The sequence below is a fragment of the Ruegeria sp. CJ9 genome (assembly GCF_056536625.1).
The window spans coordinates 862,710-876,542 of record NZ_JBQFPY010000001.1 but is presented as its reverse complement, the minus strand read 5'-3'; the positions used below and the strand labels follow the sequence as shown (position 1 = coordinate 876,542).

15 protein-coding genes, 1 other RNA gene and 1 pseudogene are annotated in these 13,833 nt (G+C 59.3%); 7 read left to right on the top strand and 10 right to left on the bottom strand.

Annotation, left to right across the window (positions count from 1 at the left end):
* Positions 1 to 13 precede the first annotated feature (13 nt).
* The 7 genes and pseudogenes from ACR0AJ_RS04400 to ACR0AJ_RS04370 all read right to left on the bottom strand — a co-directional run.
* Complete coding sequence (locus tag ACR0AJ_RS04400) at positions 14 to 682, bottom strand: nitroreductase (RefSeq protein ID WP_480740173.1); 669 nt, start codon at positions 680 to 682, stop codon at positions 14 to 16.
* Positions 683 to 785: 103 nt separating this feature from the next.
* Positions 786 to 1,874 carry a TFIIB-type zinc finger domain-containing protein gene (locus ACR0AJ_RS04395; protein ID WP_170347934.1) on the bottom strand — a complete coding sequence of 363 codons (1,089 nt, stop codon included), beginning with the start codon at positions 1,872 to 1,874 and terminating at the stop codon, positions 786 to 788.
* 35 nt (positions 1,875 to 1,909) lie between these two features.
* Entirely contained in the window at positions 1,910 to 3,058 is a 1,149-nt protein-coding gene (locus ACR0AJ_RS04390) for an SPFH domain-containing protein (protein ID WP_170360424.1), read from the bottom strand.
* Between the two features lie 22 nt (positions 3,059 to 3,080).
* A complete protein-coding gene (locus ACR0AJ_RS04385; RefSeq protein ID WP_480740172.1) occupies positions 3,081 to 4,007 on the bottom strand; it encodes a DUF2927 domain-containing protein in 927 nt (308 codons plus the stop codon).
* 43 nt (positions 4,008 to 4,050) lie between these two features.
* The gene (locus tag ACR0AJ_RS04380; protein ID WP_170347936.1) at positions 4,051 to 5,241 is read right to left on the bottom strand and encodes a toxic anion resistance protein; all 1,191 of its coding nucleotides are present in this window, start codon (positions 5,239 to 5,241) and stop codon (positions 4,051 to 4,053) included.
* A 30-nt stretch (positions 5,242 to 5,271) separates the two neighbouring features.
* The gene (locus ACR0AJ_RS04375; RefSeq protein ID WP_170395538.1) at positions 5,272 to 6,186 is read right to left on the bottom strand and encodes a 5-bromo-4-chloroindolyl phosphate hydrolysis family protein; all 915 of its coding nucleotides are present in this window, start codon (positions 6,184 to 6,186) and stop codon (positions 5,272 to 5,274) included.
* A 177-nt stretch (positions 6,187 to 6,363) separates the two neighbouring features.
* A pseudogene (locus ACR0AJ_RS04370) lies at positions 6,364 to 7,170 on the bottom strand (pseudouridine synthase); the annotation flags it as partial.
* A 61-nt stretch (positions 7,171 to 7,231) separates the two neighbouring features.
* Here ACR0AJ_RS04370 and ACR0AJ_RS04365 point away from each other — a divergent pair.
* Positions 7,232 to 7,693: a nucleoside deaminase gene (locus tag ACR0AJ_RS04365; protein ID WP_170347939.1), complete on the top strand. Its 462-nt coding sequence runs from the start codon at positions 7,232 to 7,234 to the stop codon at positions 7,691 to 7,693.
* Here ACR0AJ_RS04365 and ACR0AJ_RS04360 read toward each other — a convergent pair.
* On the bottom strand, positions 7,683 to 8,375 hold the full coding sequence (locus ACR0AJ_RS04360) for a metal-dependent hydrolase (protein ID WP_170395542.1): 693 nt from the start codon (positions 8,373 to 8,375) through the stop codon (positions 7,683 to 7,685). The genes ACR0AJ_RS04365 and ACR0AJ_RS04360 overlap by 11 nt on opposite strands.
* A gap of 60 nt (positions 8,376 to 8,435) precedes the next feature.
* Between ACR0AJ_RS04360 and ACR0AJ_RS04355 the strand changes: the two genes are divergently transcribed.
* On the top strand, positions 8,436 to 9,092 hold the full coding sequence (locus tag ACR0AJ_RS04355; RefSeq protein ID WP_170360414.1) for a ceramidase domain-containing protein: 657 nt from the start codon (positions 8,436 to 8,438) through the stop codon (positions 9,090 to 9,092).
* Here ACR0AJ_RS04355 and ACR0AJ_RS04350 read toward each other — a convergent pair.
* Together ACR0AJ_RS04350 and ACR0AJ_RS04345 are read right to left on the bottom strand one after the other, a co-directional pair.
* Positions 9,083 to 9,646: a DUF4202 domain-containing protein gene (locus ACR0AJ_RS04350; protein WP_480646070.1), complete on the bottom strand. Its 564-nt coding sequence runs from the start codon at positions 9,644 to 9,646 to the stop codon at positions 9,083 to 9,085. The genes ACR0AJ_RS04355 and ACR0AJ_RS04350 overlap by 10 nt on opposite strands.
* Before the next feature lie 149 nt (positions 9,647 to 9,795).
* The gene (locus ACR0AJ_RS04345; protein WP_170347943.1) at positions 9,796 to 9,954 is read right to left on the bottom strand and encodes a hypothetical protein; all 159 of its coding nucleotides are present in this window, start codon (positions 9,952 to 9,954) and stop codon (positions 9,796 to 9,798) included.
* A gap of 228 nt (positions 9,955 to 10,182) precedes the next feature.
* Here ACR0AJ_RS04345 and gatC point away from each other — a divergent pair, with 228 nt between their 5' ends.
* The 5 genes from gatC (at position 10,183) to rnpB (ending at position 13,833) form a co-directional block, all read left to right on the top strand.
* Positions 10,183 to 10,470 carry an Asp-tRNA(Asn)/Glu-tRNA(Gln) amidotransferase subunit GatC gene (gatC, locus tag ACR0AJ_RS04340; RefSeq protein WP_058280141.1) on the top strand — a complete coding sequence of 96 codons (288 nt, stop codon included), beginning with the start codon at positions 10,183 to 10,185 and terminating at the stop codon, positions 10,468 to 10,470.
* Positions 10,471 to 10,473: 3 nt separating this feature from the next.
* Positions 10,474 to 11,961 (top strand): Asp-tRNA(Asn)/Glu-tRNA(Gln) amidotransferase subunit GatA, encoded by a 1,488-nt coding sequence (gene gatA / locus ACR0AJ_RS04335; RefSeq protein WP_480662406.1) that lies wholly within the window; start codon positions 10,474 to 10,476, stop codon positions 11,959 to 11,961.
* Between the two features lie 40 nt (positions 11,962 to 12,001).
* The gene (locus tag ACR0AJ_RS04330; RefSeq protein ID WP_480740169.1) at positions 12,002 to 12,715 is read left to right on the top strand and encodes a hypothetical protein; all 714 of its coding nucleotides are present in this window, start codon (positions 12,002 to 12,004) and stop codon (positions 12,713 to 12,715) included.
* Positions 12,699 to 13,373 (top strand): N-acetylmuramoyl-L-alanine amidase, encoded by a 675-nt coding sequence (locus ACR0AJ_RS04325; RefSeq protein ID WP_367648176.1) that lies wholly within the window; start codon positions 12,699 to 12,701, stop codon positions 13,371 to 13,373. The genes ACR0AJ_RS04330 and ACR0AJ_RS04325 overlap by 17 nt, the downstream gene beginning before the upstream one ends.
* Before the next feature lie 44 nt (positions 13,374 to 13,417).
* Positions 13,418 to 13,833: RNase P RNA component class A (rnpB, locus tag ACR0AJ_RS04320), an RNA gene on the top strand.

The following is a 13,833-nucleotide window of genomic DNA, read 5'->3' as shown; positions in this document are numbered from 1 at the left end:
CTTGGTGTGCTTGTCATCCGACCCAGTTTACGATCTCACTCAGATCGGCGCGGTCGGTGCGAAAGCCGTTGGCGGGATGATCTGTATCCGCATAGCCAAAGGAAATCGCGCATAAAATCAACCGGTCTTCCGGGATATCGAAATACCTGCGCAGGAACGGGCTGTAGGTGGCAAGTGCGGCCTGCGGGATTGTGGCGATGCCAAGCGCCTGCGCGGCCAGTGAAAATGCGGTGATGAACCCGCCGCAATCCAGCGCGCCATAGGTACCAAGCTCAGCCGGGCTTGTGACGATGGCGCAATGGGGTGCCCCGAACAGAGAGAAATTCTGCATCATCTGCCTGGCCGAAGCAGTGCGGTCACCGCGCTCAACCCCGACAGCCTCGTACAAAGCCCAACCACAGGTTCGACGGCGATCTTGGTATACACCGGAATAAGAGGTTGGAAAGGGAATGTCGGGGCAGGGGGTGCCCGTTGCGGCCTCGGCCTGTATTGCCGTGCGAAACCGGTCTGTTTCTGCGCCGCTGGTGATAGTGACGTGCCAGGGTTGAGCGTTGCACCAGCTAGGCACACGCGCGGCGCTGTTCAGGATTTGTTTGATCTGTTCCTTGGGCACCGGATCGGGGCGAAAGGCCCGGCAGGAATACCGCGAGGCCAGCAACCGGTTCAGATCGGATAGTGTCACTCTGGCCTCTCCCGTTAGGCGTCGACGCCGTGGAGGATGGCGTTACGAAGCGGGAAGTTCAAGCGCTAACATCGACTGATTTCTTGGCTTGCCGACAGCTCTATCATTGTTGGCCGGTTGCCATCAGATACCCGACGCCTGCCGCCACAAGCAGGCCAAGTAAAACGGCAATGGTGATCTTGATGGCGGACCAGGGGCGCTCTCCCTGAACGCGGCCTGTGCGTCCGTTCACGACGAACCGATAGGTCTGCCCACGGTATTTGTAGGCCGCCATCCAGACCGGCAGCAGGATATGTTTGAAGGTCACGTTTCGCACATCGGTGTCAATCGCGTGTATCCGCTGACGGTCGCCACCGATATCAAAGCGCACGTCGCGTTCGATCACCCGCGCCATGTACCCGCGGGCCTCGGTGTAGCCCTCCTGCAGTTCCACAGTGTAGGCCTCGGCGCGGAATCCGGCCAGATATTCTGGCTGATAAGGTTCCAACGCCGGCAGGTCCCAGGGCTCCAATGCGTCGGTATAGCTTTTGGGCAAAGACTGTGATGCCAACACCAACACGTCGTCAAAGAATCGCGCGACCCGCCCGGATTTCGGAGACCACCGCACCTTGGGCACTTGCTGTTGTACGCGCTTTCCGTCGCGCATAACGGTGCGGGTCTCGTAATAAACAACGCCCCGCTCACCGCGATAGTTGGACGTGGTGTCCGCATCAAAGGTCCAATACGGCACATAGATGCCCTGCATTTTGCGACCTTTGCGGGCATATTCTTTCAACCCGTTGGGCGCGAACCAGAGCCGTCCCAGCCAATCCCCCATCGCCTTGTGCGCCGTGCGTTCATCCTGCGCAAAGGGCAGCACACCGCGCGGTTTGATATGCCGGTTGACGCCGGTATCCGTTACTACGGGTGTCGCGCAGAACGGGCATTCGGCGGCATGGGTGGCGGGGTCGAACTCGACCTGAGCCGCGCAATTGGGGCAGGACAGAACACGCGTTTCCTCGATCTCGCTGTCCGGAAGCTGTTCCGCGATGGCGGCGTTGAAATCCAGTTCTTTCAAACTGGCACCGCCCCAGGGGCCTGCGCCAATCGCTTCGGAATGCCCGCAATGGTCACAGGTCAGGCTGCCATCGCCGGGGTTGAATCGGTAGTCTGAGCCGCATTGCTCGCAGGGAAATCTGTGTTCTTCGTTCATCGTGTAGCCTTATTCTTACGCCGGTGACTGGCGCATTAGGCTCCAGGCGGTGGCGGCGGCAGGATGGTGAACAGCTGCGCCAGTTCCTGCACGTCTCCGGCCTTTTTCCAACCGTCCTGACCGGCGGTCCAGACATGGGTGTCGCGGGTGATCTCTCCGTCCGTTGCCATACGTCCCATCTTGGCTTTTGAGAACGGCCCACTGGTTTGCCCGTCCACCGCGATATGCCACACATGTTCGACCGGAGGTGGAGGTGGCGGTGCGGCATGTGCTGCCGGTTGCGGTGCAGCGGGGGCGGAACTGCCCCACGGGCCGCTGGGTTGACCCGCTGCCATATTCGACATCTGTTGCGCCATCGCCATTCCCATACCCATGCCGAGACCGGCGCCCATACCGCCGCCCTGACCGGGGTTGTTGGCCGCGGCTGTCATCGCCTCGGCGGCGGAATACTGAGTGAATTTGCCAAGATCGCCCGCCAACCCCATTGAGGTCCGTTTGTCCAGGGCCGCCTCAACTGCAGGCGGAAGTGAGATATTTTCAATGTAGAATTCCGGCATCTCCAGGCCGTAGCCATCCAGCACTGGGGAAACCTCGGCTGCAATCAGCTTGCCCAGATCGGCGGTGTTTGCGGCCATGTCCAGAACCGGAATGCCTGATCCGGCGATTACTCGGCTGAATTCTTGCACGATGATGTTGCGAATCTGAAAGCTGATCTCATCCATCGTGAATTCACCGTCGGTGCCCACGATCTCGATCAGGAACTTCGCGGCATCCTTTACCCGTACTGTATAAGTGCCAAAAGCCCGGATGCGCGTCGGGCCGAATTCGGGGTCCCGCAGCATGATCGGGTTCTTGGTGCCCCATTTCAGGTCATTGAACCGGGTCGTATTGACGAAATAGATCTCGGACTTGAAGGGCGACTGAAAGCCATGATCCCAGTGCTGCAAGGTCGTCATGATCGGCATATTGTTGGTCTCAAGCATATAGAGACCCGGCGTGAACACATCCGCCAACTGCCCTTCATGCACGAACACGGCGGCTTGACCTTCGCGCACCGTCAGTTTAGCGCCGTACTTGATTTCATGGCCCTCACGCTCGAACCGCCAGACCATCGTATCTCGGGTGTCGTCGACCCAGTGAATGACATCAATAAATTCTCCGGTCAGAAAATCGAAAATACCCATTTGGGGTCTCCTTTCCTTGGGCTCAGAGCTGCTGGCCCATCAATTCGCGTGCAATGATCCGCACCACGGGGCGGGCGTCATCCGCCGTCACCCCGGGCTGAAGGCGCGGGTCGTAAAGCATGGTCAGTAGTTTTTCGTCATGGCTGGTCAGCAGCGCAAACTCATCATCGTCGTTGAAAATCGAAGGCCGCGCTGCGGGGCTGTCGTTTGGAAGGCCAAGTCCCTGCGCAATTTCTTCGTGGATGCAACTCAACCGCAGCAGATTGGGTAGTTCTGCACGTATGTAAGCTACGGCACGGATTACGGTATTGGTGTCCTCTTGGCCGGAAAACGTAAAGACAAAACAATAAAACGGCCGGTCCAGCGTCCTCAGCAAATTCAACCTGTCATCAGGGATACCCGGAACAAGTGATTTTAATCTATCCTGAGCGTAAGCCACGTCGTCCTGACCTGCTATGAAAACAAGAAAGTTCCCGTCACCATTTACACTTCGAACGTTGTGCCCGGTCGCTTTTTGCAGCCGTTTGGCATAGTTTTGAATGGTTTGCCGATCAGCTTCGCGGCTTTCCATAGAAACACTCGGACCAAACTCAGTCCTGATGCGGATTGGGCTCTTCCAGCGATTTAACTTAATCTCGCTCGGGCCGCTGACAAATGCGGCGGATTTGCCGGAGTGTTCGTTGATGAAAGCAATTTTGCCAAAATTGCGAGCTAAATCATCAGCGTCATACGGTGTGTCAGGGCCTCCTCCGTCTGTTCGCAGCAAACCGCGGGTCAGCAGATCTCGCTCGACCCGCTGATAGAACCGGGCCAGGTCCTGACTGGCAGCGGATGGGGGGACATAGGCATTGGCGGCAGGCGCCAGTGCCTCTGGGCGCGGTTGCGGAACGACAGAGGATGTCAGCGTTTCATCGCAATTGACCAGAGCCAATAGCAATAGAAAGCCCATGACCGGCTTCAGATATCCCGAAAACCGCACCCTTCGCCCGCCGTCAACCCGGTACTGCCGTACCGGCATTGTCGCCAATACCATCCTTGCGGGCTTTGGCTGCGGCCAGCGTATCGCGCAGTTCGGCCTCCATCTTCTGAAGCTCTTGCTCGGCGGCGGCACGCTTGGCCTTGCCCTCGTCGGCAATGGCCAGACTTTCATTGATGGTGCCGATAAGGTCGGCATTGGCTTGTTTGACCGCTTCGATATCGAACACGCCGCGTTCCATTTCCTCGCGGATCATCTTGTTCGATTCACGCAAGTTCGCAGCATTCGAAGTCAGCAATTCGTTGGTCAGGTCATTTGCATCGCGCACGGCCGAGGCGGCCTCGGCGCTGCGTTGGATGGTCACGGCTTGGGCCAGCTGGGTTTCCCACAGTGGTACAGTATTAACCAGCGTCGAATTGATCTTGGTCACCAACGACTTGTCGTTCTCCTGAACCAACCGGATCGAGGGCAACGATTGCATTGTCACCTGCCGCGTCAGTTTCAAGTCATGCACGCGGCGTTCCAGATCGTCCCGCGCAGCGCGCATGTCGCGCAGCTCCTGCGCTTTCATCACTTGTTGATCCTCGGGCGCAGCCTGAACCTCAGCCTCTTTTTCAGGGATATCCTGGCTGTCCAGTTCAGTCAGCTTTTCCTCACCCGCCGCGATATAAAGCGCCAGCTCATCGTAAAACCCAAGGGTCTTTTCATACAGCAAGTCCAGTGACTTGATATCTTTCAACAGCGTGTGTTCATGACCCAGCAAGTCGTCAGTGATCCTGTCGATCTGGCTCTGAACTTCTTCGTATTGTGCGGTAAACTTGGCGAAGGGCGCAGCTTTGCCGATCAGCTTTTCCCACCAGCTGCGTTCACGGCGCACATCCAGTTCACTGACCGAAAAGCCCCGGATCGAGGTGACGATATCGCGCAGGCTGTCACCAGCGGGCCCCACATCCTTGTTGCGCACATCTGCCAGCATGGCCTGGCTGATTTCCTGCAATTCTGCCTGAGCGGACGAACCGAATGATACGATCGAATTCGTGTTGCTCATATCCAGCTCGTCCATGCGTTTGCGGATTTCAGCGCCGACAGGGTCGTCTGCGTCTTCCAGCGAGATGACTTCGGCCGTGGGTTCAGGCAACGCAACGGCGGTCACTTCCTGTACCAGCGTTTCTGCTTCGACCGCCTTGTTCTTGATCTCATCGGACATGGAGTAATCCTTTCTCAAAAAATGGGCCGGTTAGTCCAACCGGACGCCTTCGCGCTGCAGCCGTTCGCGCAACACGTCAATTTCAACCGTCAGATCACTGCGGTCATCCAATAGCATCTTGCGGGTGCGGGCCGCGAAATTCTGTTCCAGATCGTCCAGCAGGGACGAATAGTCAGCCAATGCCTGCGCATCCCGCGTGCGTGCATAGACATCGGCAAACTTCACGGTCGCATCACGGGCACCCTGCAGGTAGACAGTCAGGTATTTGCGGGCACCGGCCAAATCGCGCGGGTCTTCTTCGACCGTGCGAAACAGATCGCGGGCGGTGTCCTGAAACCGTTCGACGCGCGCCTCGATCCGGCGGTCGCCCGCACGTTTGATGGCGTCGGTCATCTCTGTCAGATGGGTTTCGGCATCTTCAACCACACGGGCCACGCGGTCTTGCTGAAAGGTATCGATCCCTTCCATGCCCTTGTCTTTCATCGGGTCCAGACCGAAGGACACTGAATGCAGGACCGTTGCCACCACCCCGAACAGGATCGGGGCCAGCAGGCCGGCCTGAGCAGCAGTTTCGGCATCTAGGTATTCCGTCCGGTACGCGGCCACAGCGACACCAATACCGGTCAACACGCTAGCGAAAATCTTGCGTGGAAAGGCCGGGCGTCGCGCGGTGCGACGTGTGTTAAATTCGGCCTCGGCGCGCAACCCTTCGCGCAACAGAAAGGCAGCGGCGGTCAGCAGGCCAGCGGCGACCAGCCCAATCGTCATCCCGACTGCACCATCGTTCAGCGACAGAAACACCAGGGGAATGGCAGGCAGAAACAGGATATTGGCCCGCGCACCTGCCGGTTCGACGCGCGCGCCATGAAATTGCCCGCGCTGCGGTTGGTCGTCGTCAGAGCTGCCGCCTTCGGGGCTGAATTTTCCGCCATACCGCTTAGCCATGCGCTACAGGCCCCCCAGCACGCCGGAGCAAACACCAAACATCAGCACAAGAAGGGCCGCATAGGCCAGTTTTTGCACTCCGGTCCCTGACATGGCGTTCCCCCGTGGAATAACTTACGGAAAATTTAGGCGATACGTGGGCTTGGCGCTAGGGGGAAGGTTGCTAAACCCGCGTCACTTGCGAGATTTCTTGCCGACCGGCGGTCGTTTTCGTTGCGGACGAGCAGGGCGTTTGGGTTTGGATTCGGGCTCAGCGTCCAGACCCAGTTGGTCGCGCATAACGCGGCGGCGGATCTCTTCAACCTCGCCGGGTTTCAGACTGCCCAGCTGGAACGGTCCGTAAGATACCCGTAGCAGGCGGTTCACGGCATAGCCGATATCCTCCATTGCGCGGCGAATCTCACGGTTCTTGCCTTCGCGCAGGCCGATGGTCAGCCATGCGTTTGCGCCTTGCTGGCGGTCCAGAGACACGTCCATCGGCAGAAAGCGTTCTCCGTCGATCACAAGCCCCCTGCGCAGCGGTGCAAAGTCTTCGTCCTTGGGGCGGCCATTCACACGAACGCGGTATTTGCGCAGCCAACCGGTCGAAGGCAGCTCAAGCTTGCGTTTGATGCCGCCGTCATTGGTCAGCAGCAGCAACCCTTCGGAATTCAGGTCCAGCCGCCCCACGCTCATGACGCGGGGCATGTCCTCGGGCAGGTTGTCGAAAATGGTGGCGCGGCCTTTTTCGTCGCGGGTCGTTGTCACCAGACCGGACGGCTTGTGATACAGCCACAGACGCGAGGGTTCAGGTTCCGACACAGGTTTGCCGTCGACGACGATCTTGTCTTTGGCGGTTACGTTTAGGGCTGGGCTATCAATAAGCTTACCATTCACTGCCACGCGGCCAGCTTCGATCATGCGTTCCGCTTCACGGCGCGAGGCAACGCCCGCGCGGGCCAGCACTTTGGCGATCCGGTCGCCGGGAGGAGGGGTTTTTGTCATCCGCAGCCCATAGCGCATCCCGCCCGCTTGCGAAAGACAGGTTTCTGATGCAGTCAGAGGCATGACGTTCAAATCACATATGGATAAGGCGTTGGTCGAGGCGCGCGCTGCGGCAGATCGCGGAGAGGTTCCGGTTGGGGCCGTAATTGTCGCGCCTGACGGCCGGATCGTGGCTGCGGCGGGCAACCGGACACGCGAAATGAACGACCCCACTGCCCATGCCGAGATTTTGGCCCTGCGCACAGCCTGCGCCGAGGCCGGGTCCGAACGGCTGCCGGATCACGACCTTTACGTCACGCTGGAACCCTGCGCCATGTGCGCGGCAGCTTTGGCCGCGGCGCGTATCCGGCGCATTTATTATGGGGCTGCCGATCCGAAATCTGGCGGTGTGGCCCATGGAGCGCGGGTTTTCACCCACACACAGGCGCACCATGTCCCCGAGATTTACGATGGCATCGCAGCCCAAGAAGCCGCCGATCTTCTGAGAGCCTTCTTCGCTGCACGCCGTGATATTAAAGAGTGATAGGTTTCATCAACTCAGGTTCGATCACGTCCACCCCCGGCAACCCATCAATCAGCGCCTGAGCAGACTGTTCCAGAATTGGGAAAGTTTTGTAGTGACAGGGAATCACCGTCTTGAAGTTGAAATACCGTCTGGCCGCATAGGCCGTGCCCTTCATGTCCATGGTGAAATGTCCGCCTGCTGACAGGATGCCGATGTCGGGTTTGTAGTAATCGCCCATCCACTCCATATCCGCCATGATGTCGGTGTCCCCTGACACGTAAAGCATGTGATCTTCCGAGGCGATCATGAAGCCGACCTCGCTGCCTCCGGTCCGCAGGCCGTCCGGCGTTGAAAAGGTCGAGCTGTGCGAGGCAGGCACCATGGATACCTTGACCCCGTTCAAATCCACTGTGCCGCCTTTGTTGAAGCCGACGGTTTCCAGCCCTTCGGTCTCGCTCCAATACCCCATCAGGTCGTATTGGCCGACCACGGGAACCTTCAGATGCTTGGCCAGCGACACCACGTCTGCGACGTGATCGAAATGTGTGTGCGTCAGCAGAATGTGCGTCGCACCATCCAGCGCTTTGTCATGGTGGTCCTCGGACAACACCGGGTTACCGGTCAGCCACGGGTCGATCAACAGCACCTGCCCACCGGTTTCAATACGGAAACTACCGTGGCCCAGCCAGATGATATTCATTGAAAAAATCCTCCTGATCATACTGTTGGCATCAACCTAGCATCGGCTATGTAAAAGTGCATGGACTGGTTTCAGGAAATTGACGGCTATTGCGAGCGTCTGTCGCCCGCCTATTGGGCCGAGCCGATCAACGCTGTGACAAACGCGGCGTTTCTGATCGCGGCGTTTGTTATGTGGCGGCGCGTTCAGGGGCGGGGGATGCCGCTGGCAATGGCGCTTGTGGTCATTCTGGCCACCATCGGTGTTGGCAGTTTTCTGTTCCATACCCATGCGCAGACCTGGGCGGCCATGGCGGATGTCGTGCCGATCCTGCTGTACATTCTGGTCTATATCTTTGCCATCAACCGGGATGTCTGGCGGTTTAGACCGATGATCGCTGCAATCTTGACGGCCCTGTTCATACCTTACGCGGCGCTGACCGTGCCCGTGTTCCAACTTGTTCCGGGGCTGGGCGGATCAGCGGCTTACGCTCCGGTTCCGCTGCTGATCCTGATTTATGCATTCCTGCTGCGCAATCGGGCGCCGGATACAGCGCAGGGACTGGCCATCGGGGCGGTGATCCTTATCGTCTCGATTGCATTTCGTGCGCTCGATGACCCCATTTGTGCGCAGGTGCCGCTGGGCACGCATTTTATGTGGCACATCCTGAACGCCACCATGCTGGGATGGATGATCGAGGTCTATCGTAGGCATCTGGCGCGCGTGTCTCAGACCTGAAACGCGGCGGCCAGATGTTCCGGGAGGTTAAATTCGGACAGCACCCGCGTCCGTCCGTCGCCTGACATCTTGCGCGCGGTTTTCTCCACAATGCGTTGAATTTTCTCGGCCGAGTGTTTTTCCGCGAAAGGCGCGAAATACCACTTGAGGAAAACGAAACAGATGACGTCTTCTAGCGCCTGAACCTCGTCATCGCGCTTGATGCCCTGTTTGCGCAGCATGCGACCGGCGGATTCGGCCTCGTCTTTGCTGTATCCAGCTTGCTCCATCAGCCCCATGACAATCTCGGCGTGATGTTCAGCCTGTGCCTTGCGCCAGGTCAGGTATCCGGTTCGGCCTTCGGGGTATTCGCTGCGAGCCAGCTTCCAGCGTTCCACATGCTGACCGCGTGCCGCGATCTGCAATGGGTCCGACGCGTCTGGAAACAGCCGGTCCAACTCGGCGCTCATCCTCTGGCCGTACAGCAGGGCAGCGGGTTGGCCATCTTCGATTGTGGGGTCTTGCCTGTTGGCCGCATCTATTGCGTCCAGAACCGCTTGCTTGCGTGCGCTCATCTTCCGCTCCGTTGGGTTTCGCCGGATTTACGATGCAATCCGACCGGTTAGTTCGCACCATCGTAGCGGTTGGTTTCATCGGATGCAGCAGTCAATTGCACCCTGGCCGGGCCAGTCGGGGGGATTCTGGCCCGGCGGCAAAAGGCACCTTATTTGCCGACTTTGGCGCTATCCTGTGTCACCGTCTCGGGCGAGGGGGTCGGGAACGAGACGTCGGGGATCAGGGTTTGCGTCGTAGGGCCGAAGGCCATGGCGGGGGTGCTCAGAATGGTTGCGGTCAAAAGGGCTGTGGTAATGAAGGTTTTCATTTTCTTTCTCCGGTTTCTGGCTGTGCCATGGATCATGAGGTGAACAGTTTGGTTCACTTTTTCAAGTCGAAAACTGAACTAATTGGTTTACTTTTGCGTATACTGGTTATTCAGTTTTGAATGGCTGGACGCGCCGACGACGGAAACAGCGTCACATCCGCTCTTCGGCGGACTTGCGACCCGGGCATCAGACGGGTAAATGCCCCCTAACGCATATGAGGTTTTCCGATGTCGATTGACCAAAGCACCGCCGCCAAGGTGGCCAAACTGGCCCGGATCAAGGTCGAGGATGACGCGCTGCCCGCGCTGGCATCCGAGTTCAACACAATCCTTGGGTTCATCGAGCAACTGAATGAGGTCGATGTCGAAGGCGTCGAGCCGATGGTCTCGGTCGAGCCGATGCGCCTTAAACGTCGCGAGGATGTGGTCACCGACGGCAATCAGCAGGCCAAGGTTCTGGCCAATGCCCCCGACGCACGCGAAGGCTTTTTCGCAGTCCCCAAAGTGGTGGAGTAAGACATGAGCGATCTGAACAAACTTGGCCTGGCCGAGGCCCGCGACGCGCTGCGTAAGGGTGATGTGACCTCGGTCGAGCTGACCGAATCCTGCCTTAAGGCTATTGATGACGCGGACGCGCTGAACGCTTTTGTCCATAAAACGCCCGAGATTGCGTTGGAACGCGCCAAAGCGGCGGATGAGCGGATCAAGGGTGGCGACGCGCCGTCAATGTGTGGTCTACCGATTGGTATCAAGGACCTGTTCTGCACCAAGGGCGTGCCTTCGCAGGCCGCGTCAAAGATTCTGGATGGCTTCAAGCCTGAATACGAATCCACCGTGTCGCAGCAACTGGCCGATGCGGGTGCCGTGATGCTGGGCAAGCTGAACATGGACGAATTCGCCATGGGTTCGTCCAACGAAACCTCGGTTTATGGCAACGCGGTCAGCCCGTGGCGTCGCGGTAATGATGACGCGAAGCTGACACCGGGTGGCTCGTCGGGCGGGTCCGCTTCGGCTGTTGCAGCCGACCTGTGCCTGGCCGCAACAGGCACCGATACAGGCGGCTCGATTCGTCAGCCTGCCGCCTTTGTTGGCATTACCGGTATCAAGCCGACTTATGGTCGTTGTTCGCGCTGGGGTATCGTGGCCTTTGCATCCTCGCTGGATCAGGCCGGTCCGATGACCAAGAACGTACGTGATGCGGCGATCATGTTGGAAACCATGTGCGGCCACGACGCCAAGGATTCGACAAGCGCCGAATTGGCCGTTCCGAATTTCGAGGCGATGCTGACGGGTGACATCAAAGGCAAGAAAATCGGTATCCCAAAAGAGTACCGCATGGATGGCATGCCCGCCGAGATCGAAAAGCTGTGGTCTGAAGGGGCCGAAATGCTGAAAGCGGCAGGGGCCGAGATCGTCGATATCTCGCTGCCGCACACCAAATACGCGCTGCCTGCGTACTACGTGATCGCACCGGCTGAGGCCTCGTCGAACCTCGCGCGCTATGACGGTGTCCGCTATGGCCGCCGCGCGCAGTTGGCGCAGGGCGACGGCATCACCGAGATGTACGAAAAGACCCGCGCCGAAGGGTTTGGTCACGAAGTGCAGCGCCGCGTCATGGTCGGTACATATGTGTTGTCCGCAGGTTTCTACGACGCTTACTATAATCGCGCGCGTCGCGTCCGTACCCTGATCAAGAAAGACTTCGAAGATGTCTTCGCCGCAGGTGTCGACGCGATCCTGACCCCGGCAACGCCGTCGGCCGCTTTCGGCCTGGGTGAAATGACCGAGGCGGACCCGGTTCAGATGTATCTGAACGACGTCTTTACGGTGACAGTGAACCTGGCCGGTCTGCCGGGCATCTCTGTGCCTGCCGGTCTGGACAAACAGGGCCTGCCGCTGGGTCTGCAGCTGATTGGTCGCCCGTGGGAAGAGGGCGATCTGCTCAACACGGCCTATGCGCTGGAAAACGCCGCCGGGTTTGTGGCCAAGCCTGGCAAATGGTGGTAATCCTCAAGTCAGGCAAGACAACGCAAGACGGAGCAGCTGGATGCGCTTTACGCTTCTGATCCCCGCAATCGGGTTCGTGGCCGCCTGTAATACGGTGGCCCCGATAGGTGGCACGGATTTCAACACCCCCACCTATCAGGCACAGCGTGAGGCCCAGTTGGCGGGGCAGGGATATACTGGTAACCCGCTGCTTGGCCCGCCCGACGTGTCAGAACAGCAGCTGGGCGCGCCTGGCACAGTAGCCACGTTGCCAACCGGCGAAAATGCCGACATCGCTTCGGCGACCGCGGCTGCGCTGGCTGGCACCTCAGGGCAAGGCGCGATCACTCCGGCACCGCCGCCCGTCGAAGACCCCACCAACAACGCGATTTCCGATGAGCAGGATTTTGGAGCGGTCTCTGACCGTCGCACCATCGAATCCGACGCCGCATTGATCGAACAGAACCGCCAGACCTATGAGGTGGTCGCGCCCACCGCCGTTCCGGAACGTGGAACGGATGGTCAGCCCAATATCGTGCAATACGCGCTGAACACATCGAACCCGGTCGGGACCCAGCTATACAGCCGTGCAGGTCTGAACCTGCAAGCCAAGGCGCAGCGCAATTGCGCCCGCTTTCCATCCCCGGATCAGGCTCAGATTGAGTTCCTGTCCAACGGTGGACCGCAACGCGACCGCAAGGGACTTGACCCGGATGGCGATGGCTATGCTTGTGGCTGGGACCCCAGCCCGTTCCGCAGTGCCGTCAACAACTGAGCCACTGACGCCTAACTGGCACCCGTCCCCTAACTTTGGCGAACGCAGGGATGGGCTGACCCCGTCGCTGATCGTGCTGCACTATACCGCGATGGACAGCGCAACCGAGGCGCTGGACCGGCTGTGCGACCCTGCCCATGAAGTATCCGCGCATTACCTGATCGGTGGGGATGGTACACTCTGGCAGATGGTGCGCGAGGAGGATCGGGCCTGGCATGCCGGGGCGGGTGAGTGGCATGGCCAGAGCGATATCAATTCCCGTTCGATCGGAATTGAACTGGACAACACCGGCGCGCACCCTTTTTCCGAGCTGCAGTTGGACGTTTTGGAAACCCTGTTACACCAGATCATGAACCGGTGGGCTATCCCCCCTGAACATGTAATTGGCCATTCCGACATGGCACCGGGCCGTAAGTCCGATCCCGGTCCGCGCTTCCCTTGGCAGCGGCTGGAACACATGGCCCTTGCCGGAAAGCGCTCTCAACACGACCCCGGCAAAACCCCTTTAAATACGTTCAATGCGTTGGCGCGCGCCGCAGGCTACTCGGCGGAGACGGACCATGACACGCTTCTGGCCGCGGTGCGCCTCAGATATCGTCCATGGGGTGACGGCCCGTTGGAACCGGCTGACCTTATACCCTTGATCAAGAAAACCTGATCCACCCTTGACGCCGCCGTACCCAAAGCATACCCACACCCCGCGCGGAGGGCCGGATGGCCGCTGGGGCGTATGCCCGAGAGGAAAGTCCGGACTCCACAAGACAACGGTGCCGGGTAACGCCCGGGCGGGGCAACCCGACGGAAAGCGCCACAGAAATCAGACCGCCGCACCATTGCAGAGGTTCGCCTTTGGCAAAACGCGGTAAGGGTGAAACGGTGGGGTAAGAGCCCACCGCGCCGCTGGCAACAGCGGCGGCACGGCAAGCCCCACCGGGAGCAATGCCAAATAGGGTCCCCGCGCGGGCCGGTCGGCGTCAGCCGATACCGCCGCTAAGCGCGTCTTGGCCGAGAGGGACCGGGTTGGCAGCTTGAGCCGCGCAGCAATGCACGGCCTAGAGGAATGGTCATCGAAGGGGGTAACCCTGGAACAAGATCCGGCTTACAGGCCCTCCGCGCGT